Raw genomic sequence first — 23,314 nt, forward strand, 5'->3', positions numbered from 1 at the left:
AGTGAAGCTTCTAACACTCTCTCGATGTTCTTTGCTATAATGAGTCAAAATGATGGGTGAAAGGACAAACCGTATGGGCTTAATCGCTTTCTTTTTGGTGACGTTATTGATTTATTTTTGGCTTCCAGTCCGGGGGGGACTGAAAACCTTTTTACTTGTCTTGATCATGGTGAGTGGTTGGCTCTCCATCTTTGAGCTCGTTTCAATCTTAGAAGCTCGACCATGGGTATTCGCTCCAATTCTAATTGTCATTGTGTCAGTGATTTGGAAAGTACAACGCGACCGAAAACAGCAAATGAAGAAAAGTGTTTGACCTCGGTCGGGCGCTTTTTCTTTTTGTCCTATTCGAGAAAGCTTCTGAATTTCCTGCTTCCAATGCTTGAGACCACATGCAAACGCCTTCTGTTTCTTCAACGAACATCGTCTACTTGAACGAATTACATTCTGTGTAATTTACCACCTAAAATATGAGCTATTTTTGAAGCGGATAATCGTACAATCAAATCTACATCTAGTATAATGTAAAAATATCCATCGCATTTTCTATTAGTTCAATCTCCTTATGTGCCCTATTTTTCGATAGAAAGGAACTTGCTTATGACCTTCTACTTACTAGAGTTCTCCCCATGGATTGAACCACTTGCACAGTTCGTCTTTTGGTACCCATTTGTCATGGCCATGTTTTGGATATCGGGTGCTTTATTATTTAGCGTCACCCGCGAACGTGAGAAAGAGCTCGATTTAAACGAGCGAGAGTGGCCGCTCATCAGCATCCTCATTCCTTGCTATAACGAGGCGGAAACGATTGAAGAAACGATTACGTATCTCGACCATCTCACGTACCCTAACCTTGAAATCATTGCGGTGAATGATGGCAGTTCGGATGACACAGGTAAAATATTAATTGAGTTGGCCGATAAACATGAACGTCTACGTGTCATCGATTGTCGTGAGAACCGTGGGAAGGCAAATGCGTTACATATGGCTGCGCATGCCGCTCATTCTGAATATTTGCTTTGTGTAGATTCTGATGCATTTTTATCTGAAGAAGCACCTTATTATCTTGTGCGTCACTTCCTTGAAAAAGGTGAACGCGTCGGTGCTGTCACCGGAAACCCTCGTATTCGAAATCGGGATACGTTACTCAGTCGGATGCAAATCGTCGAGTATGCTTCTATCATCGGCTCAATTAAACGGACGCAACGTGTGATGGGGAAAATCATGACCGTATCTGGTGTCATCGTCATGTTTCGTAAAAAAGCACTACTCTCCGTTGGCTTATGGGACCGCGATATGATCACCGAAGACATCGCCGTTTCCTGGAAACTCCAACGTAAGTTTTGGGATATCCGCTATGAGCCGCGCGCTCTTTGTTGGATGCTCGTACCAGAATCGCTATCTGGAATTTGGCGACAACGCGTCCGCTGGTCTCAAGGGGGACAAGAAGTCGTATTACGTCACTTTGACATCTTTAAAGACTGGCGACAACGCCGGATTTGGCCGGTCTATATTGAACAAGTCATCAGTGTCATTTGGGCATATGCTTGGCTCATCGTCACGCTCTATCTACTCGTCACGGCAGATACGATTCAAGATATGTTGATTTGGTTCACATATAACTCCTTTGCACTCGTCTTAATCAGTCACATTCAATTGCTCATCTCTCTTTGGAACGACGCGAAGTATGACAATGTCTTCCGTTATTATGTATGGGCAGCTTGGTATCCGGCCGTCTATTGGATGTTAAATACGTTTGTTGTCATCGCGGCAACACCAAAAGCGATTCGTTCGACTTTGAAAGGAGGATATGCGACATGGAATTCTCCCGATCGCGGAACGAGACGGAGCAGCTTATAGGTGAAGACGTCCTTGTCAAGACGAAGCGCTCTTTCATTCGATCGTTTATCGAAATCCTGCTAACCGTCGTATTCTGGATTTACACACTTGTCGTAAGTTGGTTTTTCGTAAGCGCCCTTCTCAACCAAAACGACCGCTACATCGCCACATTAAAATCTGCACTCAACGTAACAAATGAAGATATTCGTGGTCTAATTAGTTTTGGTGTTCTCATTCTAATTGGATTGGCGATTTTACTCTTCGTCTGGAGAACATACAACAAGAAGAGATATGGTCCACTGAATCGCCGAAAAACTCCTACGCCAACGACTTTAGAAGAGTTGAACAATCTCGGACTAATTGAACCTTCAACAATCGAAATGTTACAGCAGGATAAAGTCATCATATTCGAAAAAAATCCAGTGAAGGAACTCGAAGAATGAAACGTTGGCTGAAGTGGGGATTCATACTAATTGCCGGGCTCTTCATCATATGGAAAGTACAAGATGTCATGTCCACCAAATCAGAAGTACCTGATTCGCAACTTCTTGCCAAGGACGGTGTCTGTCTTGGTCTCAATTATCATCGAATCAAGTCACCGAATCTATGGAACAAAGTAATCGAGACTGTATCTGGATCTGATAATTTAAAACGATATAACGTATACGAAGATGAGTTTAAGGACCAAATCACTTGGATGAAGCAACAAGGTGTTCATTTTGCGACAGCAAAGGACATATCTGAATACGTCCGAGGGAATCCGATTCCGGACAAATGTGTATGGATTTCTTTTGATGATGTGGACCATACGGTATATGAGAATGCATTTCCGATTTTAAAAGAAGAACAAGTGCCGTTCACCTTATTTGTCATTACAGGTCATGTAGGAGAACGATTCCAAAACTTAGAACTCTCCACATGGGATGAGTTGCGAGAAATAAATGAAAGTGGGCTTGCCGACTTCGGCTCCCATACCCATGACTTTCATTACAGCCAAGATGGACAGGCCACATTTCTCGACCCGGCTCAACATGAGGCGTTTCGTGAAGACCTCCAAACAAGTCGTGACACTCTCCAACAAGAACTTGGATTGAATGTTACCGCAATCGCTTATCCATTCGGAGAAACGGATGATGCAGTGACTGCCATTGCCCAATCGGCAGGCTATACCGATGCTTTCATTTTGAGTCCTAACCCCATCACAAACGAAAATTCATCCCTTTTTATCAATCGATACTTACTCGATCGTCAGCTATACAGTGAATTCGTCAAACCATATCTGCTCAACGAAAAACAAGACGCCCTCAACGACTGAGGGCGTCTTGTTTTTTCTTGATGTCACTTCCCATAAACGCTTCCATCGTCGCCGATGTGTCAGAAGAGATTCCATCTCGTTTGAACACTTTATAAACCGTTTGAACGACAATTTTCCAATCTCCTAAAAACGTGATATGGTCCACGTATTGAACATCTAAATCAAACCGTTCCTCCCATGACAATCGATTGCGACCATTCACTTGAGCAAGTCCGGTAAGTCCAGGTCGCACTTCATGACGTCTTTTCTGTTTTTCATTGTACCTGGATAAATAGTCTACAAGTAGCGGTCGAGGACCGACAATCGAAATGTCTCCTTTTATGATGTTAATCAAGCTCGGTAACTCGTCGATACTCAAGGAACGTAACTTCTGACCGAATGGTGTCAATCGCTTATCATCGGGAAGCAGTTCTCCATGTTCATCTCGTTCCTCTGTCATCGTTCGAAATTTTACCATTTCAAAAATAACGTCATCTTTCCCCGGGCGCTTTTGCCTAAAAAGGACCGGTCCACCGAGTTTCCATTTGATCAAAATTGAAACAACGAGTAAGAATGGACTCAGAAGAATAAATACGAAAGAAGCTAACAGTAAATCTTGCGGACGTTTTACATATGTTTCGTAAATCCTCATGACGCCTCCCCCTTTCTAGCACGCTTCAACGGTAAGATGGACTGTAACAATTCCTTCTCGAATAGATCTATTGTAAACACCCACGTAAATAGTGCGTAACTGAAAGCGAGCCCTATCGATTTGATTACGAAGTCAAATAAAGAACTAGCAGGAAAAATCGACTGCATCATGATGCCTAATACGAGAATAAAGAGGAGACCAGGAGCCAACTTCAAGTGACATTCTTTAAAAAAACGCCATACGTTTATCTGTAGAACGCGTACGTATACGATATTCATGAACAACGTATTTCCTGTTAAATAACCAATCATGACGGACAATGCGGCTCCACTTGCTCCATACGGACCACTTAAAAATGCTGAACAGATGAGAGCTATGATTGCGGAGATAATCATGCCGTATGCACGATAACGTACTTTATTCGTCGTGACAAGTTGAATATTGGCAATCTCTTGCGGGAGTGTGATGAGGCCCATCGCAATAAGTAACGAAGCAACAACATAAGACTCTTTAAAGTCATCACCTACCCAGAAGTGAATGAATTCGGCACCCATCGCAATAAAGGTCATAGTAATAAAACCGATGACGTAAAGTTGAATACGGCCGACTCGAATCATGAGATTCTCAACTTCTTTTACTCCACCCGAGTGGTTGAGACGTGTCACTTTAGGTAAAAATAATGAGTTGATGGCGGTGGCAATCAACAGAACATACCCTTCAATCACCATCCCTATTGAAAAGATAGCAACCGCGACCCCACTTGCAAAAATAACAAGGACAGTCGGCATAATGTGCATCAAAAAGTTCTGGGTAGCGGAGACGGCCGTTTGCCAGGAAGCGAATACAAAAATTTCTCGATACATCCCTTTCCCAGATGCTGCAAAATCAATTTTAGTGTCGGTCCACCTCCATACATACAACAACTTAAATACGTTAATAAGTAAAATCATTGAGGCATTGATCACAACAAGTGAGTAAACTCCGTATCCCGCAAGGAGTGCACCGATTGTACAGCTGACAATGAGGATTTTTTCGAGAAATAGCAAACTGTTCAACTGAATGAATCGTTCATTTACAATGAAAACGGCATCAATCGGTTTAGCTAGTAATGTGATTAAAATATAAAATCCGACGATTGGATACATCACTTTTAACTTATCCATATCAGATGGATTTAAGTTACCGTAGAGTACATCAAGGAAAAAATATAATGCGACAAGGAGAATGGCCAATAAGAAAGTCAAAAAGAAAAACATTTTGTAGGCAATTCCAAGAAATTGAATTTCTCCTGTTCGATCTCCGATTGTACGATAATTACTTAGAAATCGTGCGACAACAATTTCTAAACCAAGATTAAATGCAAAAATTGCAATGATGGAGAACGATAATACGTACAGTCCGTAATCACTTTGTCCGATTTTCCCAATCATCCACGGCGTGTATAGTAACCCCGAAATGATATTGAACCCAATCGAACCGTAAGAGACCAAAGCGCCATATTTTATTTGATTTGTGCTGTGTTGTTCAGGTTCGACTTCATATTTGGTCGCCATGGTCTCCCTCCTCACTGGTATGCATAATAATAATGATTTTTATCGTAACGTGTTTCTCTACGATTCAACACCAGCCCGAGAATTTTGGTCCCTGTCAATTGAAGTTGATCTTTCGCTTTAATCACTTCATCTCGATCCGACGTTTCACAGCTTAATACAAGGATTGACCCATCTACTAACGGGGCAAGAATTCGACTGTCAGCTACTTGCATGACAGGCGGGGCATCTAGAATGACGATATCAAACTTTGACTTAGCATCTTCTAGTAAATCAAGAAAGCTCGATGCAGCAAGTAATTCTGAAGGATTAGGCGGCACCACACCAGCAGTGATGACAAAGAGGTGGTCTAACTGTGTCGCCTGAACCGCTGCTTCAACGGAAGAGCGCTTTGCCAAGACGTTGGATAGTCCATCACGAGTATCTAAACGAAAAATTTGATGAAGTGTCGGTCTACGCATGTCACAGTCAATCAATAGCACCCGTTTTCCTAATTGCGAATACACAACAGCTAGATTACTCGCCGTCGTCGACTTCCCTTCGCCGGTAGAAGTGGATGTAACAAGAATTGTCTGTAACTGAGTACCGAGAGAGGTAAATTCGAGATTCGTACGTAATGTTCGATACTGTTCTGAAATCGGTGATTTCGGGTCATAGATAGTTATGAGATTTTTGGTCATATCTCTATGATAATTTTCTTTGCGTTTTCGGAACATACGGATCTCCCTCCTTCAATGGTTGCTGTTGTTTCGGTTCACGTTTTTCATTTTTAACATGGGGTCGCTCAAATAAGGGAATCGAGGCAATCACAGGAATTCCGAGAACTTCTTCAGCCTCTCGTTCCGACCGAATTTGTTTGTTGAATAACTGTCGAACGAGAATCACACCACTACTGAGGATGAAACCAATTAACACGCCTAAAGCTGTGTTTCTTGGAATATTCGGTTCCACTGGTTCAGTCGGAGTAAAAGCCGGTGATAAGATTTGTGTGTTATCAATATTCATTAGTTTTGGTACTTCATTCGAAAAAACGCGACCTAGTTCATTGGCAATCGTCGTGGCCAATACAGCAGATTCTGCCGTTGCTCGAATTGTGATGACTTGTGAGTTTTCTTCACTTTCAATGACAATTTGATCTTCAAGTTTTTCAGGTGCATTCGTCACGTTTTGACGAACTTCGTTCAGAATGATTGGACTCTTCATTATGATTCGGTACGTATTTACAAGCCCTTGAGAGGATTGAATTTGCGTACTATCGAGCGTCTCGGAACCACTTTGTTTTGGGACGACTAAAATTTGTGTCGATGCTTCATATGTTGGGGGGATGACATAACGACTTAAAGAATAGGCCAAGCCACCGATAATGATCATCGTCAAGAGAATCGTCCATTTCTTAGACTTTAGAATGAACCAAATATCACGAATCGATGCATTGATGTCTTTCACAACGGTACCTCCTTTGTTAGTGTGAAGAAAAATAGATTTGTTAATAGATAAAAAACATTTCCCTCTCTCCAAGACGTTCAATTACCAACCTAAAGGAGATGTTTATTATTTTTTTGAAAGATGCATCATCGGCATCATCTGAAGTTCCTTTATTTCCTCAGCTCGTTCAATTCGATATTTGCTATACATGACGACAAAAGTTAATAATATCAACATGAAGGCGATAGCCCGTAAACGTAATGCTGTTCCAATATTATCGTTTGTTATCGCAATCAGACCGTTCCAAACAAACGCCTGTGTCAAGATAAAGCCTTGCACTTTCGTTAGCCACGCGCGCTTCATCCATAGAAAAATTAAAATGAGAATCATCGGTAACGCCTCGATAAAAAATACGATTAGTGTCGTCGCGCTGTGAACATGCCATGGTAACGGTCCAATCAAATTTCCAAGATAACTGTGCATATAGTTCGCTAAAAACAGGACGTAATTGGCAGTATCAAGTTGAATACCCATTTGACTGCCACCAGCAAGTATCCCAATCCCGTCGGAACGATACTGTAATGCAGAGCGCAGTGTCTTATCGACAATCGGAATCACCACATCCATCGAGAACGTATACACGAGGCCAAAACCAACGACGACCAGAAAAATGATCATCATTGGGCGCATTACTTTTGAAAGGAATTGAATCGTAAGCCAAATGGCAGTTGCCATCACAAAAGATAAAAGTGCATACGTCCGGAATTGACCGAGTAACCAAACCGTGGGAATCAATAAAATGAAATACGTCCAATTCTTTTCAAACAGCCAGCGAATTGCGAGATAAGTCGCCGCAACAAACAACATATAAATCCAAACATCTCGATAAATCGAGGTCGTAATATTAATAAATAAGCTGATATATGCAGCAAAACCTAAGAGTGCAAATAAATAGGCTTGCTGACGAATCTCGTCCTCTTTGTGCTCAAATCGAGAAGTGACAATTTGAATGGAGACTAGCTTTAAGGCGAAGTGAATTAATAGGGCCACCCCGGCAAAGTTGAAAAGGCGGATTGCAAAGACGCTCTCCACTCCAATCAACTGCATCAATTTCCCAATCACCCATGGATATATCGATGTGCGGATCCATGATAAGTCATAAAATACATTCATGGCTTGTTCCCAATAAAAGACCCCGTCATCGCCTTCACCAAACAAATGATAGGAAACGCCATTACCAGTCGTGTAAATGGCTAACATATAAAAGGCGGTTGTCGCGAGCAAATAATAAAACAGAATCAGGTACTTGACGACTCCTACCTCCTTACTCATTTTCATGACGTTTCCTCCTTTTGTTATGCAGGTGGTGAATTGAATTTTTGATAAATCCGACGCATTTCAGACTGTGATTGATTGATATCAAACGATTTGACCAATTCACTATTATGAAGTCCCATTTTTCGAGAGAGTTGAAAATCAAGTTGCATCGTACGAATCGCTCGGGCAAATCCAGTCACATCATTCGGGGCACACTTATAACCCGTGACGCCTTCGATTGAGTAATCATTGATTCCATGCACATTTGATGTGATTAACGGTAAGCCTGCCGCCATTGCTTCCAACGCCGCCATACCCAATCCCTCTCGCTTTGAAGGGAAAACGAAGCAGTCAGAGGCTTTCATCACCTCAAAAACATCTTCTCGAAATCCTAGCAAATGAACGTGATTGGTTAGATTCAATTCTCTAATGATCTCCTCGATCCGCTTCCGATTCTCTCCTGTTCCGGCAATCATATAATGTAACGTCGGTTCTTGGAGCGTGGCAATCGCCCGAATAATGGTCTCGTGATTTTTGTTCTCGTTTAGTTCACCGACCGATAGTAAAACAAAATCTGACTCTTCAAATCCTCCCAACTCTTGTCGTTTCTTCGGACGATCAATCACGGTTTCTTCAATGCGCTTTGTATCCACTCCAATGCCAGGAATCCGAAATGTTTGTGAGGTTTTAAATGTTTTGGCTCGTGAGTAATCTTCTTCATTAATGGTAACGAGCGTATCCGTCATACGTGCAAGTGTTCGTTCGACCGGATAATATAACATCCAATTTAATGAGGGGCTTCCCTTAAAGAAATGAAAACCATGCGCAGTGTACATACAAGGTGTATGAGTTTGTCTTGCGACGAGGCGTCCAATCACGCCACCGATCGGAGAGTGACAGTGAATGAAATGATACGATGTGGATGTCATAACCTCTTTTAGCTGTTGGTAAGCTCGAACGTGCGCATTCATTTTTTTAATGTCACGTTCGAAGTCAATTTGAAATAGCCGAACACCTTGTTGTTGCAAATTCTTTTTGATGTTTGCAATCTTATCTTCAGAGTACATGCTCCCCCACTCAAAATTCGTGGCAACGTCCACGTCGTAACCCATCTCTTGCAGCATACGGATATTATCACGATTGAAACTTTCAATCATGGATACGACAGAAGCCACCATTAGAACACGTTTCATTTCATTCCCTCCTCACACGCGTTTTCTCAAATAGTTGACGCCGCGCAACATGAAAACGAGAGGAATCGTTCTTTCTCGTTTGCAAAACTCAAAGAAAGTTCGCCATTTCAAATCAAAATAATGTAAATCCATGTGGGCGTACGCTTTTTTATACTCATCTCGACGAAGAACGTCTTTCAGCGTGTTTGCTTTTAGACGCAGTGATTTAGAAGAAGCCATTTCATTAATTCCGATACCAATCATGCTTAAGGCAATTCGGTTATTTAATGCTTCTTTGTACTCTTCACCGAGTTGATGAACTTCAATATAATTCATTAAAATATGAAAGAAGTGAACACGAGATGCAATCAAGTCTCGTTTATATGCACTTGACATGGACTGTTGATCTGTTTTTCGATAATGATAAAGAGGATAGTCAATATAAACGAAGCGTTCACAATGTTCTAATGCTTCGATTTGAAAGTATAAATCGCTAAATGTTCCATACGGACCGTTCCCAAATTTCAAATGTTTGATTAAATCACGATGATATAAAGTAAAACAATTCGAATTAAGTGCATCTACATTTTCTGGGTGTGCCAATTCCTCCCCGATTAATCCGAACAAGCGACGATGTACGAATTGTCTTGTTTCTTCTTTGTCGTAGGATAAATAGTCAGCGTTAAAAATCTGTTTTGGTAAAGAACGTTCACCATACTCACGAACGTAAGTTCCCATCACAGCGTCAGCACGCTCCCGTTCTGCATATTCGACAAGTGTCTGAATCGCTTCTAATTCAATCCAGTCATCACTGTCAATAAACATGAAGTACTCACCTGCTCCAGACTTTAGACCGCGAGTCCGGCTAAACGCACAACCACGATTGGTTTGATCCATAACCCGTAGCCGCTTATCATCGTATTCCATCAGGATATCTAAACTACGATCGTTACTACCATCGTTGATACAAATGATTTCGAGATGTGGGTAAGTTTGGTTGATTAAACTGTCGATACATTGCCGAATGTATTGTTCTGCGTTATAAACTGGAACAACCACACTAACAAGTGGCATTGAATGCACCATCTACTCTTCACTCCTCTAAGTTGTAAATTCTAGTTGTCATGTAGAAAAAACATTCACAAACTATGTTATATCTCATTCTTCCCATTCAACATTTTCCATAAATACGAATTGAAATGAGTAGCGAATAATTTTTTAGTGAATTATCATAAGGGCTCCTTTTGAAGCGGCACAACAAAAAACAGACCGAAAGTTTCGGTCTGTTCGTCGTCACGTGGTAGATGGTTGTTCATTCTGTAGATTTGCGAGCACGTTCTGGAAGAGTCGGTTGTTCACCTGATCCGATACGTAGGAGTTGTGTGGCGTGAGACTCACCCACGCGAACTCATACAATGGATGACTCGGTTGAATCGGCTCCGTTTCGAACACGTCGAGCGCGACGCCGAAGAATTTTCCTTCTTGGAGCGTCTCGACGAGTGCATCCTCGTCGATGATTGCCCCGCGCGCTACATTGATGAGGATTGCATCCTCTTTCATCGCCGCAAGCGCATCCCGATCGATCAGATGATACGTCTCGTCCTTGAGCGGTAACGCCAAAATGACGACATCACTCTCTTTCAACACGTCATGGAGTTCGTCCAACAACACGTAGCGATCGACAAACGGTACGTCTTTTTCACGGTGCCCGACACCAATCAGATGCATATCAAATGCGCGCAGTCGTTTGGCGATTGCCTCACTGACGTTGCCGACCCCGAGTAGCGTGACCGTCTTGCCCGTCAGTTCAAGCAGTCGCCGTTCTTTTTCCCATTGTCGGTTTTGTTGCTTCTCCCGAAACGCAGCCCCATGCTTCATAAAGTCGAGCAATTGCCAGACGACCCATTCCGCCATCGGCACGGCATATGTATCGCCGGCGTTATAGACGCGGATGCCTCTTTCTTTTAAGGCTTGAACAGGTAAACGGTCAAGGCCGGCACTCACTGCTTGAACGACCTTCAATCGTGGAAAATCTTCAAGCGCCCGATCAGCAAACACGTTTTGGCAGACGAGCACCTCCACTTCAGATACATCTCGTTCTTGAATGTCTGACTCTTTTTCAAGAATGGTGACGTTGTGGCCTAACTGTTCAAGTCGTGCTTGTTGGTCAAGGGATAGACGCATCCCTGTCACCCATACGTTCATGACAACATTCCTTTCTGTTGTTGTATTTCTAATGTGATGGCTTGAACTTCGTCGACGAGCCGTAGACGATTTTGTTCAAACCATTCCACAGGCATCGTTTCGAGTTGTTGCTCATATGCCCTAATTCTCCATACCCCTTCTTGGAACGATTGAGCCTGCTGCGACGACACTTTTGTCGCATTTCCGATATGACAGAAGCTCCGAGACAAAATGACGCACGACGAACCGAGGCGGACATGCTCTGGAATGATTCGCTCAGCAGGCACCCGCCCCTCCCCGATTCGGGCGATCCCACCGAAGCCATACGGAATACCAGCATCACGGATTTGCGTGACAATCGTTTCGACGAGTCCATTCGTGAGCGGTTCAAACAGAAACGCCTGACCATAACTCAAATGAAGATCGTTCAGTCCGATATGAATTGAATCGATTCCGTGTAAACGTAATACGTCCGACATGCACGCGACCGCTTCTTTCGTCTCACAGAGAAGACAAACTTTGACGCGCCCCCCGACCATTTCGATAAATGTCTCCACTTCCTCTACCGTTTTATAATATGGCAACATCAACATGTCCGCACCACGAAAAATCGCTTCGTTTATTTCGAAACGTGACCCTGCATGAATCGGATTGATGCGGACGAGCAACATCGAATGTTTCAAGACCGAACGGATGCGACTGATATCGTGCATCGAATGTCTTGAAATGACCGTGTCGAGATGCCCCTGTCGTTCTGATTTTCCGTTCAGCTCTAAATCTATAAAAATTAAGTCGACTCCATTCTGTTCGGCCAAAAGTGCTACTTCTGGCTGATTGGTGATATACATGAATGCCAAGGACATTGTCACATCCCCCTTTAAAAAAATCACTACGATTTGAAATTAGCCATCACCAAAAACAATGAAACAGAAAAGAATAGCATCTTTTTGCAACGTACATGGCTTCTGACTATCGTACAGAAATCATGCTCGAAACTTCTTTTCCGTTTTGTTTGAAATCAAGAGAATCGGCAATAATGTCATTACAGACAAAATCTTTCGACAAGTTTCGGCAAAGGGGTGACTTCCAAATGGAATGGGTTGTTGTTTTCGGGGCGGGCGGTCACGCACAAGTACTAATCGATATCTTGGAATTAATGGGGATTTACAAAATAGCTGGAATATATGACGACCATCCCGAATTAGTCGGGAAATTCATTTATGGTTACCCCATACTCGGTAGGATTGGTGCAAGTACTGTCATTCGACAGGGGATTATTGGCATCGGTGATAATGATCAACGTGCCTCGATTGCGAAGCGAATAAACGAGAAAATGCCAAACTTTGAATTCATATCCGCCGTTCATCCTAGCGCCATCATCGGTAAAAATGTAACCATTGGTCCAGGTGTCGCTGTGATGGCGGGAAGTGTCGTCAACCCGAACACGCGACTCGAAGCACACAGCGTCGTCAACACGATGTCTTCTGTCGATCACGATTGTCACCTCGCACCGTTTTCTTCTGTGGCGCCTGGTGCTCACCTTGGTGGCAATGTTCGTCTTGGCGAACGTTCTTTCATCGGGATGGGCGCGACAGTCATCCATAATATTCACATCGGGTCCGATACCGTTGTCGGCGCCGGCGCGACCGTCGTTTCCAATCTACCGAGCCAAGTCATCGCTTTCGGAACACCGGCCAAAGTAACACGGAAACGTGACATTCAAGAAAGATATTTATAGAAAAAAGTTCCAACCGTTATCCATCAATCGGTTGGAACTTTTTATTATTCACATATATTTGTTGTCGCATTATGTCGCATCCTTTATGAAACATAAAATTTTCGACCAAAAGCGACAAAATAATAAGGAAAATCGTTCGAATTTAGGTAAATCAAAATGTCCTTATATTATAATATTTCATACATATTTTTATTTTTTTATAAAACTATTTCACGAAGGAGATTGCCCATGAACATTCTCATTACAGGGGGCTATGGTTTTTTAGGCAGTTCGATTGCCGAGCGATTCTTCAAAGAAGGGCATCGTATACATATTCTCGACAATCTCATATCTAGTTCAAAAGATACAATCGACTTCAAACATCGCCACTTATCGGCAGACGTGGCCGACCGTAAATGTGAGACATTTTTCAAAACGTATGCGTTTGATGTCGTCATCCATTGCGCGAACAGTTCAACCGAAGAGCACTCACACCCAACAACAGATGGTCTATTCAACTTGTTGTTTTTGTCTGAAAAATATGGAGTTAAACAGTTTGTCTCCTTTTCATCAGCTGATGGATTCGAATTCGATATCGAAACAGACATACCTGAGACAGCGTCACTCGTTCCACGCTCGCCTTCTGCATTAAATGAACGACACGGCGAGGAGTACTGCCTACACTGGGGCAATCACTCTGCACTCGCTACATTAGTTTTCCGCTTGTCTTCCGTGTATGGACCGAAGCAACATGTTAGTCTCACGAGTCGATGGATCCACGACCTCATGTCGACGACCAATCCAGAGCATCTCCGTCTTCCTTTATCACATGACAGTCAAACTGATTTCATTTTTATCGGAGATGTAGTGGAAGCCGTATATCGGGGCGTGATCAGTGAATTATCGGGACTGTATCACCTGTCTTCGGGTGAACCGACTTCGATTAAATCATTCTGCGCATACCTAGGAATCCAACCACCACTTGCGAATCAACATGTACCGAAACACCAGCCCAAACTCGACAACCGTAAATTGAAGACAGATTTGGACTGGGTGCCTCGATTCGGTTTGGAAGAAGGACTGCACGTAACGAAAAGTTATTATGCACAACAATCCTCATCCTCATCGCCTCACCCGATTTCAAAAGAACGTCGATTTAAGAACATACTCAGCCATCCGGTTCTACGAACACTAGAGAACCTCACGCTGTTCCTTCTGTTTTTCATCGGCTCTCTTCTGTTGACGCCGATTGTGGATACGCCGGACTATTGGTTCATTTACGTCCTCTTAGCAGCACTATTGTTCGGTAAGTCCCAAGCACTCATCGCTTCCCTCCTCGCTGTCGGGGTCCACCTCTACGAAAGTGCATCGATTGGTCGAAACGTCTTGTCTCTCTTTGTCGACAACTCGATTTTGGCCACGTTCACGATGTACTTATTGATTGGACTTGTCGTCAGCTATGTGATGGAACGTAGAAATATCGAAATTCAATTTCTAAAAGACGAGTTGGCCGCAACGACCGAACGGCATACGTTCTTGAGCGAAATCTACGAAGAAACGCTCACCATCAAAAACCAGTTACAGCAACAGATCCTTCACTCAGAAGAGAGTATCGGAAGTGTGTACGAAGCGACGCGTGCCCTCGACAGTTTAGAACCGGAAGGACTGTTCGTCGGATCGATTTCGGTTTTGGAGAAGACATTGAAAGCGAAACATTTTGCGATTTACATGGTCAATCAGTCATCTTTCGCCCGACTCGCAGCAAAATCGGCCGATCCGACTTTCACACCGCGTAACTCGTTAGAAATCGTAGAACAGACGGTGATTCACGAAGTGGTCACTTCTTCCGATATTGTTTTCAATACATCGTTAGCGGCTGGTGAGCCTTTATTCGGTGCCCCGCTCATTCGTCAAGGCGAAGTAGTGGCCGTTGTCCTATGTTACGAAGTACCATTCCAGAATTTGACCTTGTCTTACCGCAATTTGATTGACGTCATGATCCGCCTCATCAACTCTTCACTCGATCGATCGCTCGGGTACATTCATGCGATTCAATCTGATCGCTATGTCGGCAACACGAATGCATTGAAACAAGAGTACTTTGAGCGTATCCTCACTCAAAAAGAACAGGCACAACAGGAATTAAATATCCCATATACGCTCCTGCTCATCGCAGAAGATAACAGTGAATCCGTCATCCAGAGCACGGATACGACGTTACGGACGACCGACTATTTAGGTTTCCGAACGGATGAACGATTGTATGCCATCCTGTCGAACGCGACGAAAGAAGAGTCGCAAATCGTCATCGAACGCCTCGCACGTAAGGCGATTCGTGCCGAAGTCGTGGAGGACGTCACCTATGTGGATTAACCTCTTGCTGGTTCATTATGGCGTGTCTTTACTCGTCTTGCTTCTTTTGTTCGTGAAGCGTCGCGAAGACGTCATGCCAAGCTTCTTCTTGTTGTTGGCGCTCCCCTTTTTCAGTTGGGGAATCCTCTATTATTTGCAACGCTCGAAGCATAGAGATGCCGAACTGCCAGATTGGTTACTTCGAAAAGAGACGTATGAAGATGTGTCGCTTCAACGACCGGACTTGATGAACGAAACGAATATGATTTCCCTACAAGATGCGCTCATCCTCAACTCCAACCAAGTGAAGCGGAAGACGCTGATGAACATATTAAAAAATGACTTTCTTCAGCAAGCCCCGCTTCTCGCAGCAGCGCTCAAGAGTGAGGATAACGAGACGTCGCATTATGCGGCAACCGCGCTGCAACAGGCAAAATCGTTGTTATCCAAACAACTTCGACACGTAGAACGAGAGCTAGCAGAACGTCCGAACGACTTAAGTGTCATGATTGACTACTTAAACATTTTGAAGCAGATGATCGATATGGAATTTTTAGATCGACGTACACAAGTGAAATATACGTATTCCTACTTACATGCGTTAACCACCTTGATTGAACTGGGAGGGATGATCAATCCCGACTACCATGCCGAACGAATCCGGGTGGCGCTTTCTCTAGAAGAGTATGACCAGGCGTTTGCAGCGAGCGAACTCTTTTTAAGACAGTATCCACGTCGTGAACAAGCCTATTTCGAGGCGATGCACGTTCATTATGTGATGAAGAACGTCAAACAAGTGCATCATATGGTCGACGCGCTTCGTGCATCCGACATTCGTCTCTCTCCAGAGGGACTCCAACAATTACGATTTTGGATATAGGGGATTTTTTATGAAATATACATTTAAGATTCAAAAAGGGATGTATTTAATCGGTGGCTTTATCGCGCTTTTTGGCTTCATCTTCATCCTGATTCGTTCAGATGTTGTCTTAAAGTTCCCACTGTTCTCAGAGAGTAATCCGACATCAATCCAATCACAATCCGTCTCTCGTGCAAATGGGATGCTCGACTCCTATTTAATATTGAGCAGTACGAATGATGAACAGCTTGCGGAGCGTCTCCAGGAACGTTTTCGTTCGATTGGTAAAGAAAGCACTCTCAAGAATATTGAACAACTGACGTCTTTAAAGGATGAGAAGACGGTCATCATCGCGACGGAACATCTCGACCGTTTAAAAGACCGAAACATTCTTCTCGATTATGTCCAAAAGGGCGGGACCGTCTTGTTTGCCATACGCCCGTCGCCGAGTGATCGACTGATGGAGATGTATCGCCAGATCGGGATCATCGAAATCGGATCATTTGTCGAGACGACTGGCATTCGATTGACCTCTCCCTTTTTCGGAGAGGATGCCGCCAAGTCATTTGAGTCAGAACGTCTATTGAACTCATCACTCGCCTTACGGATTGACCCAGAGGCCAACTTACTCGCCACGTCTTCACAAGACTTGCCTTTACTGTGGTCAAAAACATACGGGGCAGGCCGATTCATCGTATTCAATGGCACGATGCTTTCCGAGTTCAACCAGCAGGCGCTTCTATTTGTCGGTCTCGCCCAAGGAGAACCGGTGCTGCGACCGATTTTGAATGCAGAGGTCACGACGCTTCAAGGTTTCCCATTTTTAGCCTCGAACGAGCGCCTCGTGACAAAGTCGATGACCGACCGTGACTACTTCCGGAACGTGTTTTGGGCCGACGTACAGCGCCTCGGCGCCAAATACGGGTTGAACTATGTCCTCGCCACGACGAGTCCTTCGTTGAATCCGACACCGGCAACCTCTGCATATTCGGAAGACTTAGCGTTTTACGGACGAGAGACACTACGATCCGGCGGAGAAATCGCCGTCTCAGGTTCCTCCTCCGAAGAGATTCGCGCAACGAAAACACAGTTTGATTACGCGTTACCGGGTCTCACCATTAAATCGTCTTATCTGACTGATGGAGAGACAGCTCAAGGAGTGTTTGATGATCATACGACAGAGATCGGGACGGCCAGTTTTCCAATAAAAATGGAAGCGGTCGTACAACTGCCATCGGCCCCGCTCGACTTTTCCGACCCGGACTGGACATCTTGGACGCTTTTCAACGAGCTTGTGACAAGTGGGAGTGTCTCGATGACGCTCTCTCCTCAAAGCATCACGTCACAAGCAGAAGGCGAGACGTTGGTCACAGCCTTTCAATCTGTCTTAGATGAACAACGTCGCGACGTCCCGTGGCTCCGCTCGATGAAAGCATCGGACGTTGCTCAAAACCATCACTTTTTTGAAGGTCACGTGTATGTCAGTCAGTCAGAAAACGTGTATACCTACACGTTGGACGAAGCAGCTGGCGAAACGTACTTTTACCTTCAATCTTCACAAGAGATTGAAGATGTGGACCAGTGCGAAGTCGAACGAATCGGCCCTGACCTATATCTCGTCAAAACCGAAGCATTATCCTTCTCAATCCGATTGGAGGCGAAATGATGAAGATTTGCTTGATTTCAGAAGGCGCGTATCCTCACGTGACGGGTGGTGTATCGAGCTGGATTCAGTCGCTCATCACCGAGATGCCCGAGCATGAGTTCATCGTCTACTCCATCTCGGCAAAAGAAGTGAAAGGAAGTAAACCGAAATATCCCATTCCAGAAAACTTGGTCGAACTGCATGAGATTCACCTCGGTGATTATGTAGATCAGAAGATCGTCAGTGGAAAACGTTACAATCTGACGGACGCAGAACGTCTCGCCTTCCTTTCCCTCATGTCGGAACGCCAGACGGACTGGGACGTATTGTTTCAGTTCTTCACGAGCGGTCGCATCGATTCGGTCATGAACTTCCTTGGCAGTAAAGATTTCTTCGATATCGTCAGCACGCTTTGTGAGAAACGGTTCGTCCAAGTACCGTTCACCGATATGTTTTGGGCGCTCCGCTCGATGCTGCTACCGTTGTTCGTCTGTATCGACCACAAAGTACCGGAAGCGGATGTCTATCATAGCGTCTCGACCGGCTATGCGGGCGTACTCGGCGCACTCGCAAAATATCAGTACGGCAAGCCATTACTCTTAACGGAGCACGGGATTTATACACGGGAACGTGAAGAAGAAATCATCAAGGCCTCGTGGATCAAAGGTTACTTTAAAGATGTATGGATTGATTATTTCTATAGTCTCTCCTACTGCGCTTACGGCTATGCTGATGACGTTAGCACGTTGTTCGAAGGGAACCGAGAGATTCAACTGGAGCTCGGTTGCCCGCCGGAGAAGACGTTCCTCGTCCCGAACGGCATCGATGTGTCTCGCTTTTCACCTGAAAGTCGGACGACACGTCCTGGTCTGCACATTGGTGCCATCCTTCGGGTCGTCCCGATCAAAGACGTCAAGACGATGCTCCAAGCGTTTGCCATCGTTCAGGAGAAATTCGCGGAATCCCAGTTTCATCTCATCGGACCTTTAGATGAAGACGAGGAGTATTACGAGGAATGCCTCGAACTCGTCGACATGCTCGGACTCAAACATGTTCATTTCACCGGTCCAGCGAATGTCCAAGACTACCTGTCCTTTTTAGATATCCTCGTCCTCTCGAGCATCAGTGAGGGACAACCGCTCGTCATCCTCGAAGGGCTCGCCATGGAAATCCCGTTCGTCTCGACCGACGTCGGGGCTTGCCGTGAACTGCTCGAAGGTCCGAACGACCGCTTCGGAAAAGCCGGTAGCGTCGTTCCCGTCATGCATTTTCATCTATTGGCGCACGAGATCATCAAATTGGTCGAACAACCTGACGTACGCCAAACGTATGGGGAGAATGGACGGTCACGCGTCACGAATCACTACACCTTACCGATGATGATTGACGCATATCGTACTTATTATGAGAAAGGAGAACGTCATGGCCGGAATCGGATTTCAATTGAAACGACTGTATGACAAATCAGGATTTTTCGGGCAGCTCCGTGCGTACGGCTATTCGGCCATCACGGCGGTCGGTCCGATGTTCCTCTCCATTTTGCTGATCACCGCATCGCGTGAATGGTTGCTCTACTTGAACGTCGGCGCGAGCGAAGTGAACATCTATATGGCGGCCGTCCAGTACACGTTCATCTTCTCGCAGCTGTTGACGGGTGGATTTTTATTTACGATCTCACGGTTCGTGGCGGACCAGACCTTCTTAGAGAAAGAAGAAAACGTCTTGTCCTCGCTATACGGACTCATCAGTCTGATCGTCATGATTGGTCTGGTCATCTCTGTCTTGTTTTATATGAGGTCACCCCTCCCGTTCAGCTATAAACTTGTGACGTATCTCTATTTCACACAGCTATCTGTCATCTGGATTTTATCGATGTACGTGTCCGCCTTAAAAGACTATAAAAAAATCGTCACGAGTTATGTCCTCGGGACGTTGGTCGCAGCGTTCTTCATTTGGTTGTTGACGTCCCCGCTCGGTCATCAGACGGCGACGTCGGTATTCATCGGACTAAATCTCGGTTTCTTCGTCATTTTGATCCGATTGTTTCGCGACATCCATCATTATTTCCAAGTAAATAACCGCAACTACTTCTACTTTTTAGTATATCTCGAGAAGTATCCGCTTCTTTTCTTGATCGGAACGGCCTACTACTTCGGATTGTATGGACATAACCTCGCCACCTGGTTCAGTGACCGAGCTATCATCGTGGGGGAGACGTATTTGATGGCGCCGTATTACGACACGCCGGTCTTCTACGCCTACTTGAGCGTCCTTCCCTCGCTCGTCTTGTTCATGGTGACGCTCGAGACGACGTTTTATACGTCTTATAAGAAATATTACGGTCGGATTTTGAACGGGTATCCGTTCCAAGACATCCAGACCGCCAAGCGTGAGATGTTCCGCGTCCTCGGCTCAGAGCTCTTATTCATGGCCCAAGTCCAGATGCTCGTCACGTTCATCTTCTTGTTCCTCGGTGTCCGTTTATTGCCGTTCCTCGGCATGACGCAAAATCAGATCGACATCTTTATCATCGTCGTACTCGGTAGCTGGTTCTTGAGTCTCGTCATCACGATTTTCTTGATATTGCTGTATTTCGACGAGCGACGCGCCGCCATCCAGCTGACAGGATTTTATGCGGTCACAAGTTTCCTCGTGACGCTCGCCCTCGTCCTGTTGTTCGATGTATATGGCATCGGCATGTTCCTCTCTGCCATCCTCGCCTTCATGTGGGGAACCAGATTACTCATCCGGAGCTTGAACGATATCGACTATACGACGTTCTGCTCGCAGCCAATCGTCTATCAAGAAGTAACGACAAAAACGGAGCTATTTTTACGACGCATCGGAAGTCTGTCTTAGAAGGAGTTTATATGTATGAAGCGTTTGCCTTACCCGAGAGTGATGATTGGCCTCATCATTCTCTTCTTCCTCTTGTTAGGGATACAGGCCTCATTAAAAGCACCTGAATCAGGCGCGACATCGACGGAACGTTCAGAGGCGACGAACGAGGTCGCCACACTCGAATCAACGTTCAAAGAAGATAAACGCGTCTACGACAAGCATGACGGGAACAAGCTCGAGCATGTGTATGTCACCATCTTCGACCAACGTACCGTTCCTGAAAATGATTTGACGTTGTATGACTTGAACGAGTCGTACAAACAGTACAGCAACCTCGAGAGCGGTCCGAAGCTATATGTCCATTTCGAGACCGGAGACGCGAAAGGACCGGACGGCATTCAACTGTTCGATGAACAGGAAGTGAATGCCACAATTGAGTTGCGTGGTCGTTCGAGTCGGTTAGCCCCACAAAAGTCTTATAAGATTCGCCTCCAAGACAATGCAGGGCTTTGGTATGGCCAAAGTGTTTTAAATTTAAACAAACATCCGGGTGACCCAACTCGTGTTCGAAATCACCTAGCATTTTCTTATTTTGAGAAGCTCGACCACCTCTCAAGCCTTCGAACTAACTTTGTACAGTTGCATGTCCGAGATATGACCAATCCAGAGGTGGCCGATACATTTGAAGACTACGGACTCTATACCCACGTCGAGCAATTGAATGAAGAAGCACTCGCCGCACGCGGGCTCAATCCGGACGGTCATTTGTATAAAGCCGAGAACTTCGAGTTCTTCCGCTATCCCGACAAGCTTTTACCGACCGATGACCCAAACTACGACAAAAAGGCATTCGAGTCGGTGTTGAAGATCAACGGGTCTGACAATCATGACGAACTGTTGACGATGCTCGACGACCTGAATGATATGTCAAAACCGTTTGACGAGACGTTTGAAACATATTTTGATAAAGAAAATTATTTAACTTGGCTCGGTACGAACATTTTGTTCGGAAACTATGACACGATGTCTTCTAACTTTTATTTATATAGTCCACTCAATTCTGAAAAGTGGTACTTCCTCCCTTGGGACTTTGATTTCCGTGCATGGGATTATAATGATTTGCTTGGAATCAATGACTCCATGCCTGATTGGCAAAAAGGCATTCAGCGCTATTGGGGGTCTACGTTACATCGTCGTTATTTACGTGACCCTGCCAACGTGGAAGCGTTAGTGAACAAATTAGAAAAGCTGTCGCAAACAATCAATCCGAATACGACGAAACAAATGCTGGAAATGTATTATCCGGTCGTGTCTCCAATCGTTAAGCGGGTCCCTGACTTACGCTATTTGAGTATCGAGGCAGACCAGTTTGAGGAGAATTATTGGAAATTAACTGATACAACAACGACTTATCATCAAAGTTTTCTCGATTCACTCGAACGACCAATGCCAATCTTTTTAAACTACGAACGTAATCAAGGGAAAGATATTTTCAAATGGGACCCTTCTTATGATTTACAAAATGATGATCTAACTTATCACTTTGAATTGAGTAAGTCTCCAGACTTCAACACGCATATCATCAATAGTGACAAGATGACTACCTTCTCCTACTCCACTTCACCACTTGAAGCAGGTCGCTACTATTGGCGGGTGATAGTGACAGACGCAAAAGGAAATACACAGATTCCATTCGACGTATACAAAGGTGAAAATCGCACTCGCTATTGGGGCGTCCAACAAATTGTCATACCAGGAGAATCATCATGAAACGATTCCGACATGAGTTAAAATATTTTATCAATGAACAGGACTATCATACGCTTCGTGAACGCATCGCCACGATTTTGAAACAAGATGAGCATTCCGTCTCTCGTGACGGCTACTTGATCCGAAGTCTCTACTTCGACAACGTCTACGACCACGACCTGATTCAAAAAAACAGCGGCATCTTCCGTCGGAAAAAATTCCGCATCCGGACGTATAACTATTCGGACGCTGTCATTCGACTCGAGAAGAAGAACCGCCAAGGCGAATATATCCTCAAGTCATCCGTCGCCATCACGCGCGAGGAATACGAACAGATTTTAGATTGGGAGTATGACTTCTTGCTCGAGAAGACCGAACCGCTCTACCACGAGTTTTATTCATATCTCACGGGGACGATCATGCGCCCTCGGGTCATCGTCGATTATGTACGCGAGGCATATGTCGGCAGCCTCGGTAACGTCCGGGTCACGTTTGACAAAGAACTGAGTTTCGTCACGAACAGTGTCGACCTGTTCGAACAAAACCCGGTCTCCGAAGAAGTACTCGATTATCCGAAGACGATTCTCGAAGTGAAGTACGACGAGTTTTTACCGGACTATATCCGGCAAGTGTTACAACTTCATACCCATCAACGTTCCGCCATCTCGAAATATGTGCACTGCCGGATGGCGAGCATTCAATATCACGGAATATAGAAAGT

The 23,314-nt window shown here is 44.7% G+C and carries 21 protein-coding genes; 12 read left to right on the forward strand and 9 right to left on the reverse strand.

What is annotated here, in order from left to right:
* The first annotated feature begins 52 nt into the window (after positions 1-52).
* The 4 genes from LCM29_RS08505 to LCM29_RS08520 all read left to right on the forward strand — a co-directional run bounded on the left by LCM29_RS08505 (position 53) and on the right by LCM29_RS08520 (position 3,151).
* Entirely contained in the window at positions 53-313 is a 261-nt protein-coding gene (locus LCM29_RS08505; RefSeq protein ID WP_224862008.1) for a hypothetical protein, read from the forward strand.
* Positions 314-597: 284 nt separating this feature from the next.
* Entirely contained in the window at positions 598-1,857 is a 1,260-nt protein-coding gene (gene pgaC, locus LCM29_RS08510) for a poly-beta-1,6-N-acetyl-D-glucosamine synthase (protein WP_224862010.1), read from the forward strand.
* Complete coding sequence (gene pgaD, locus LCM29_RS08515) at positions 1,815-2,279, forward strand: poly-beta-1,6-N-acetyl-D-glucosamine biosynthesis protein PgaD (protein ID WP_224862012.1); 465 nt, start codon at positions 1,815-1,817, stop codon at positions 2,277-2,279. Before pgaC ends, pgaD begins: the two co-directional genes overlap by 43 nt.
* Entirely contained in the window at positions 2,276-3,151 is an 876-nt protein-coding gene (locus tag LCM29_RS08520; RefSeq protein ID WP_224862014.1) for a polysaccharide deacetylase family protein, read from the forward strand. Before pgaD ends, LCM29_RS08520 begins: the two co-directional genes overlap by 4 nt.
* Here LCM29_RS08520 and LCM29_RS08525 read toward each other — a convergent pair.
* The 9 genes from LCM29_RS08525 to LCM29_RS08565 form a co-directional block, all read right to left on the reverse strand.
* Positions 3,141-3,782: a sugar transferase gene (locus tag LCM29_RS08525; protein ID WP_224862016.1), complete on the reverse strand. Its 642-nt coding sequence runs from the start codon at positions 3,780-3,782 to the stop codon at positions 3,141-3,143. The two genes, LCM29_RS08520 and LCM29_RS08525, sit on opposite strands and share 11 nt — an antisense overlap.
* Positions 3,779-5,335 carry a lipopolysaccharide biosynthesis protein gene (locus LCM29_RS08530; protein ID WP_224862018.1) on the reverse strand — a complete coding sequence of 519 codons (1,557 nt, stop codon included), beginning with the start codon at positions 5,333-5,335 and terminating at the stop codon, positions 3,779-3,781. Before LCM29_RS08530 ends, LCM29_RS08525 begins: the two co-directional genes overlap by 4 nt.
* A gap of 11 nt (positions 5,336-5,346) precedes the next feature.
* The gene (locus tag LCM29_RS08535) at positions 5,347-6,012 is read right to left on the reverse strand and encodes a CpsD/CapB family tyrosine-protein kinase (protein WP_224862020.1); all 666 of its coding nucleotides are present in this window, start codon (positions 6,010-6,012) and stop codon (positions 5,347-5,349) included.
* A 4-nt stretch (positions 6,013-6,016) separates the two neighbouring features.
* Positions 6,017-6,778, reverse strand: coding sequence for a YveK family protein (locus tag LCM29_RS08540; RefSeq protein WP_224862022.1), 762 nt, complete (start codon positions 6,776-6,778; stop codon positions 6,017-6,019).
* A 105-nt stretch (positions 6,779-6,883) separates the two neighbouring features.
* Complete coding sequence (locus LCM29_RS08545) at positions 6,884-8,095, reverse strand: hypothetical protein (protein WP_224862024.1); 1,212 nt, start codon at positions 8,093-8,095, stop codon at positions 6,884-6,886.
* A 17-nt stretch (positions 8,096-8,112) separates the two neighbouring features.
* Positions 8,113-9,267 (reverse strand): glycosyltransferase family 4 protein, encoded by a 1,155-nt coding sequence (locus LCM29_RS08550; RefSeq protein WP_224862026.1) that lies wholly within the window; start codon positions 9,265-9,267, stop codon positions 8,113-8,115.
* 12 nt (positions 9,268-9,279) lie between these two features.
* On the reverse strand, positions 9,280-10,332 hold the full coding sequence (locus tag LCM29_RS08555; RefSeq protein WP_224862028.1) for a glycosyltransferase family 2 protein: 1,053 nt from the start codon (positions 10,330-10,332) through the stop codon (positions 9,280-9,282).
* 207 nt (positions 10,333-10,539) lie between these two features.
* On the reverse strand, positions 10,540-11,451 hold the full coding sequence (locus tag LCM29_RS08560) for an NAD(P)-dependent oxidoreductase (protein ID WP_224862029.1): 912 nt from the start codon (positions 11,449-11,451) through the stop codon (positions 10,540-10,542).
* Positions 11,448-12,293 (reverse strand): aldolase/citrate lyase family protein, encoded by an 846-nt coding sequence (locus tag LCM29_RS08565; protein ID WP_224862031.1) that lies wholly within the window; start codon positions 12,291-12,293, stop codon positions 11,448-11,450. The genes LCM29_RS08560 and LCM29_RS08565 overlap by 4 nt, the downstream gene beginning before the upstream one ends.
* A 227-nt stretch (positions 12,294-12,520) precedes the next feature.
* Between LCM29_RS08565 and LCM29_RS08570 the strand changes: the two genes are divergently transcribed.
* The 8 genes from LCM29_RS08570 to LCM29_RS08605 all read left to right on the forward strand — a co-directional run bounded on the left by LCM29_RS08570 (position 12,521) and on the right by LCM29_RS08605 (position 23,309).
* On the forward strand, positions 12,521-13,168 hold the full coding sequence (locus LCM29_RS08570) for an acetyltransferase (RefSeq protein ID WP_224862033.1): 648 nt from the start codon (positions 12,521-12,523) through the stop codon (positions 13,166-13,168).
* Positions 13,169-13,396: 228 nt separating this feature from the next.
* A complete protein-coding gene (locus tag LCM29_RS08575) occupies positions 13,397-15,520 on the forward strand; it encodes an NAD-dependent epimerase/dehydratase family protein (RefSeq protein WP_224862035.1) in 2,124 nt (707 codons plus the stop codon).
* A complete protein-coding gene (locus LCM29_RS08580; protein ID WP_224862037.1) occupies positions 15,510-16,379 on the forward strand; it encodes a hypothetical protein in 870 nt (289 codons plus the stop codon). Before LCM29_RS08575 ends, LCM29_RS08580 begins: the two co-directional genes overlap by 11 nt.
* A 10-nt stretch (positions 16,380-16,389) precedes the next feature.
* A complete protein-coding gene (locus LCM29_RS08585; protein ID WP_224862039.1) occupies positions 16,390-18,024 on the forward strand; it encodes a DUF2194 domain-containing protein in 1,635 nt (544 codons plus the stop codon).
* Entirely contained in the window at positions 18,024-19,463 is a 1,440-nt protein-coding gene (pelF, locus tag LCM29_RS08590; protein WP_224862041.1) for a GT4 family glycosyltransferase PelF, read from the forward strand. The genes LCM29_RS08585 and pelF overlap by 1 nt, the downstream gene beginning before the upstream one ends.
* Positions 19,426-20,862 carry an exopolysaccharide Pel transporter PelG gene (pelG, locus tag LCM29_RS08595; RefSeq protein ID WP_224862043.1) on the forward strand — a complete coding sequence of 479 codons (1,437 nt, stop codon included), beginning with the start codon at positions 19,426-19,428 and terminating at the stop codon, positions 20,860-20,862. The genes pelF and pelG overlap by 38 nt, the downstream gene beginning before the upstream one ends.
* 15 nt (positions 20,863-20,877) lie before the next feature.
* Positions 20,878-22,614: a CotH kinase family protein gene (locus LCM29_RS08600; protein ID WP_224862045.1), complete on the forward strand. Its 1,737-nt coding sequence runs from the start codon at positions 20,878-20,880 to the stop codon at positions 22,612-22,614.
* On the forward strand, positions 22,611-23,309 hold the full coding sequence (locus tag LCM29_RS08605) for a polyphosphate polymerase domain-containing protein (protein WP_224862047.1): 699 nt from the start codon (positions 22,611-22,613) through the stop codon (positions 23,307-23,309). The genes LCM29_RS08600 and LCM29_RS08605 overlap by 4 nt, the downstream gene beginning before the upstream one ends.
* Positions 23,310-23,314 lie beyond the last annotated feature (5 nt).

This window comes from Exiguobacterium aestuarii, assembly GCF_020171655.1.
Classification (GTDB): domain Bacteria; phylum Bacillota; class Bacilli; order Exiguobacteriales; family Exiguobacteriaceae; genus Exiguobacterium; species Exiguobacterium aestuarii_A.

Bases quoted from the DNA above. Each gene is read 5' to 3' on its own strand.
- LCM29_RS08505 (WP_224862008.1), top strand. From the start codon at position 53: ATGGGTGAAAGGACAAACCGTATGGGCTTAATCGCTTTCTTTTTGGTG.
- LCM29_RS08600 (WP_224862045.1), top strand. From the start codon at position 20,878: ATGAAGCGTTTGCCTTACCCGAGAGTGATGATTGGCCTCATCATTCTC.
- LCM29_RS08580 (WP_224862037.1), top strand. From the start codon at position 15,510: ATGTGGATTAACCTCTTGCTGGTTCATTATGGCGTGTCTTTACTCGTC.
- LCM29_RS08575 (WP_224862035.1), top strand. From the start codon at position 13,397: ATGAACATTCTCATTACAGGGGGCTATGGTTTTTTAGGCAGTTCGATT.
- LCM29_RS08520 (WP_224862014.1), top strand. From the start codon at position 2,276: ATGAAACGTTGGCTGAAGTGGGGATTCATACTAATTGCCGGGCTCTTC.
- LCM29_RS08525 (WP_224862016.1), bottom strand. From the start codon at position 3,782: ATGAGGATTTACGAAACATATGTAAAACGTCCGCAAGATTTACTGTTA.
- LCM29_RS08605 (WP_224862047.1), top strand. From the start codon at position 22,611: ATGAAACGATTCCGACATGAGTTAAAATATTTTATCAATGAACAGGAC.
- pgaC (WP_224862010.1), top strand. From the start codon at position 598: ATGACCTTCTACTTACTAGAGTTCTCCCCATGGATTGAACCACTTGCA.
- LCM29_RS08565 (WP_224862031.1), bottom strand. From the start codon at position 12,293: ATGTCCTTGGCATTCATGTATATCACCAATCAGCCAGAAGTAGCACTT.
- LCM29_RS08555 (WP_224862028.1), bottom strand. From the start codon at position 10,332: ATGGTGCATTCAATGCCACTTGTTAGTGTGGTTGTTCCAGTTTATAAC.
- LCM29_RS08530 (WP_224862018.1), bottom strand. From the start codon at position 5,335: ATGGCGACCAAATATGAAGTCGAACCTGAACAACACAGCACAAATCAA.
- pelG (WP_224862043.1), top strand. From the start codon at position 19,426: ATGGCCGGAATCGGATTTCAATTGAAACGACTGTATGACAAATCAGGA.
- LCM29_RS08585 (WP_224862039.1), top strand. From the start codon at position 16,390: ATGAAATATACATTTAAGATTCAAAAAGGGATGTATTTAATCGGTGGC.
- LCM29_RS08550 (WP_224862026.1), bottom strand. From the start codon at position 9,267: ATGAAACGTGTTCTAATGGTGGCTTCTGTCGTATCCATGATTGAAAGT.
- pgaD (WP_224862012.1), top strand. From the start codon at position 1,815: ATGGAATTCTCCCGATCGCGGAACGAGACGGAGCAGCTTATAGGTGAA.
- pelF (WP_224862041.1), top strand. From the start codon at position 18,024: ATGAAGATTTGCTTGATTTCAGAAGGCGCGTATCCTCACGTGACGGGT.
- LCM29_RS08570 (WP_224862033.1), top strand. From the start codon at position 12,521: ATGGAATGGGTTGTTGTTTTCGGGGCGGGCGGTCACGCACAAGTACTA.
- LCM29_RS08545 (WP_224862024.1), bottom strand. From the start codon at position 8,095: ATGAAAATGAGTAAGGAGGTAGGAGTCGTCAAGTACCTGATTCTGTTT.
- LCM29_RS08560 (WP_224862029.1), bottom strand. From the start codon at position 11,451: ATGAACGTATGGGTGACAGGGATGCGTCTATCCCTTGACCAACAAGCA.
- LCM29_RS08535 (WP_224862020.1), bottom strand. From the start codon at position 6,012: ATGACCAAAAATCTCATAACTATCTATGACCCGAAATCACCGATTTCA.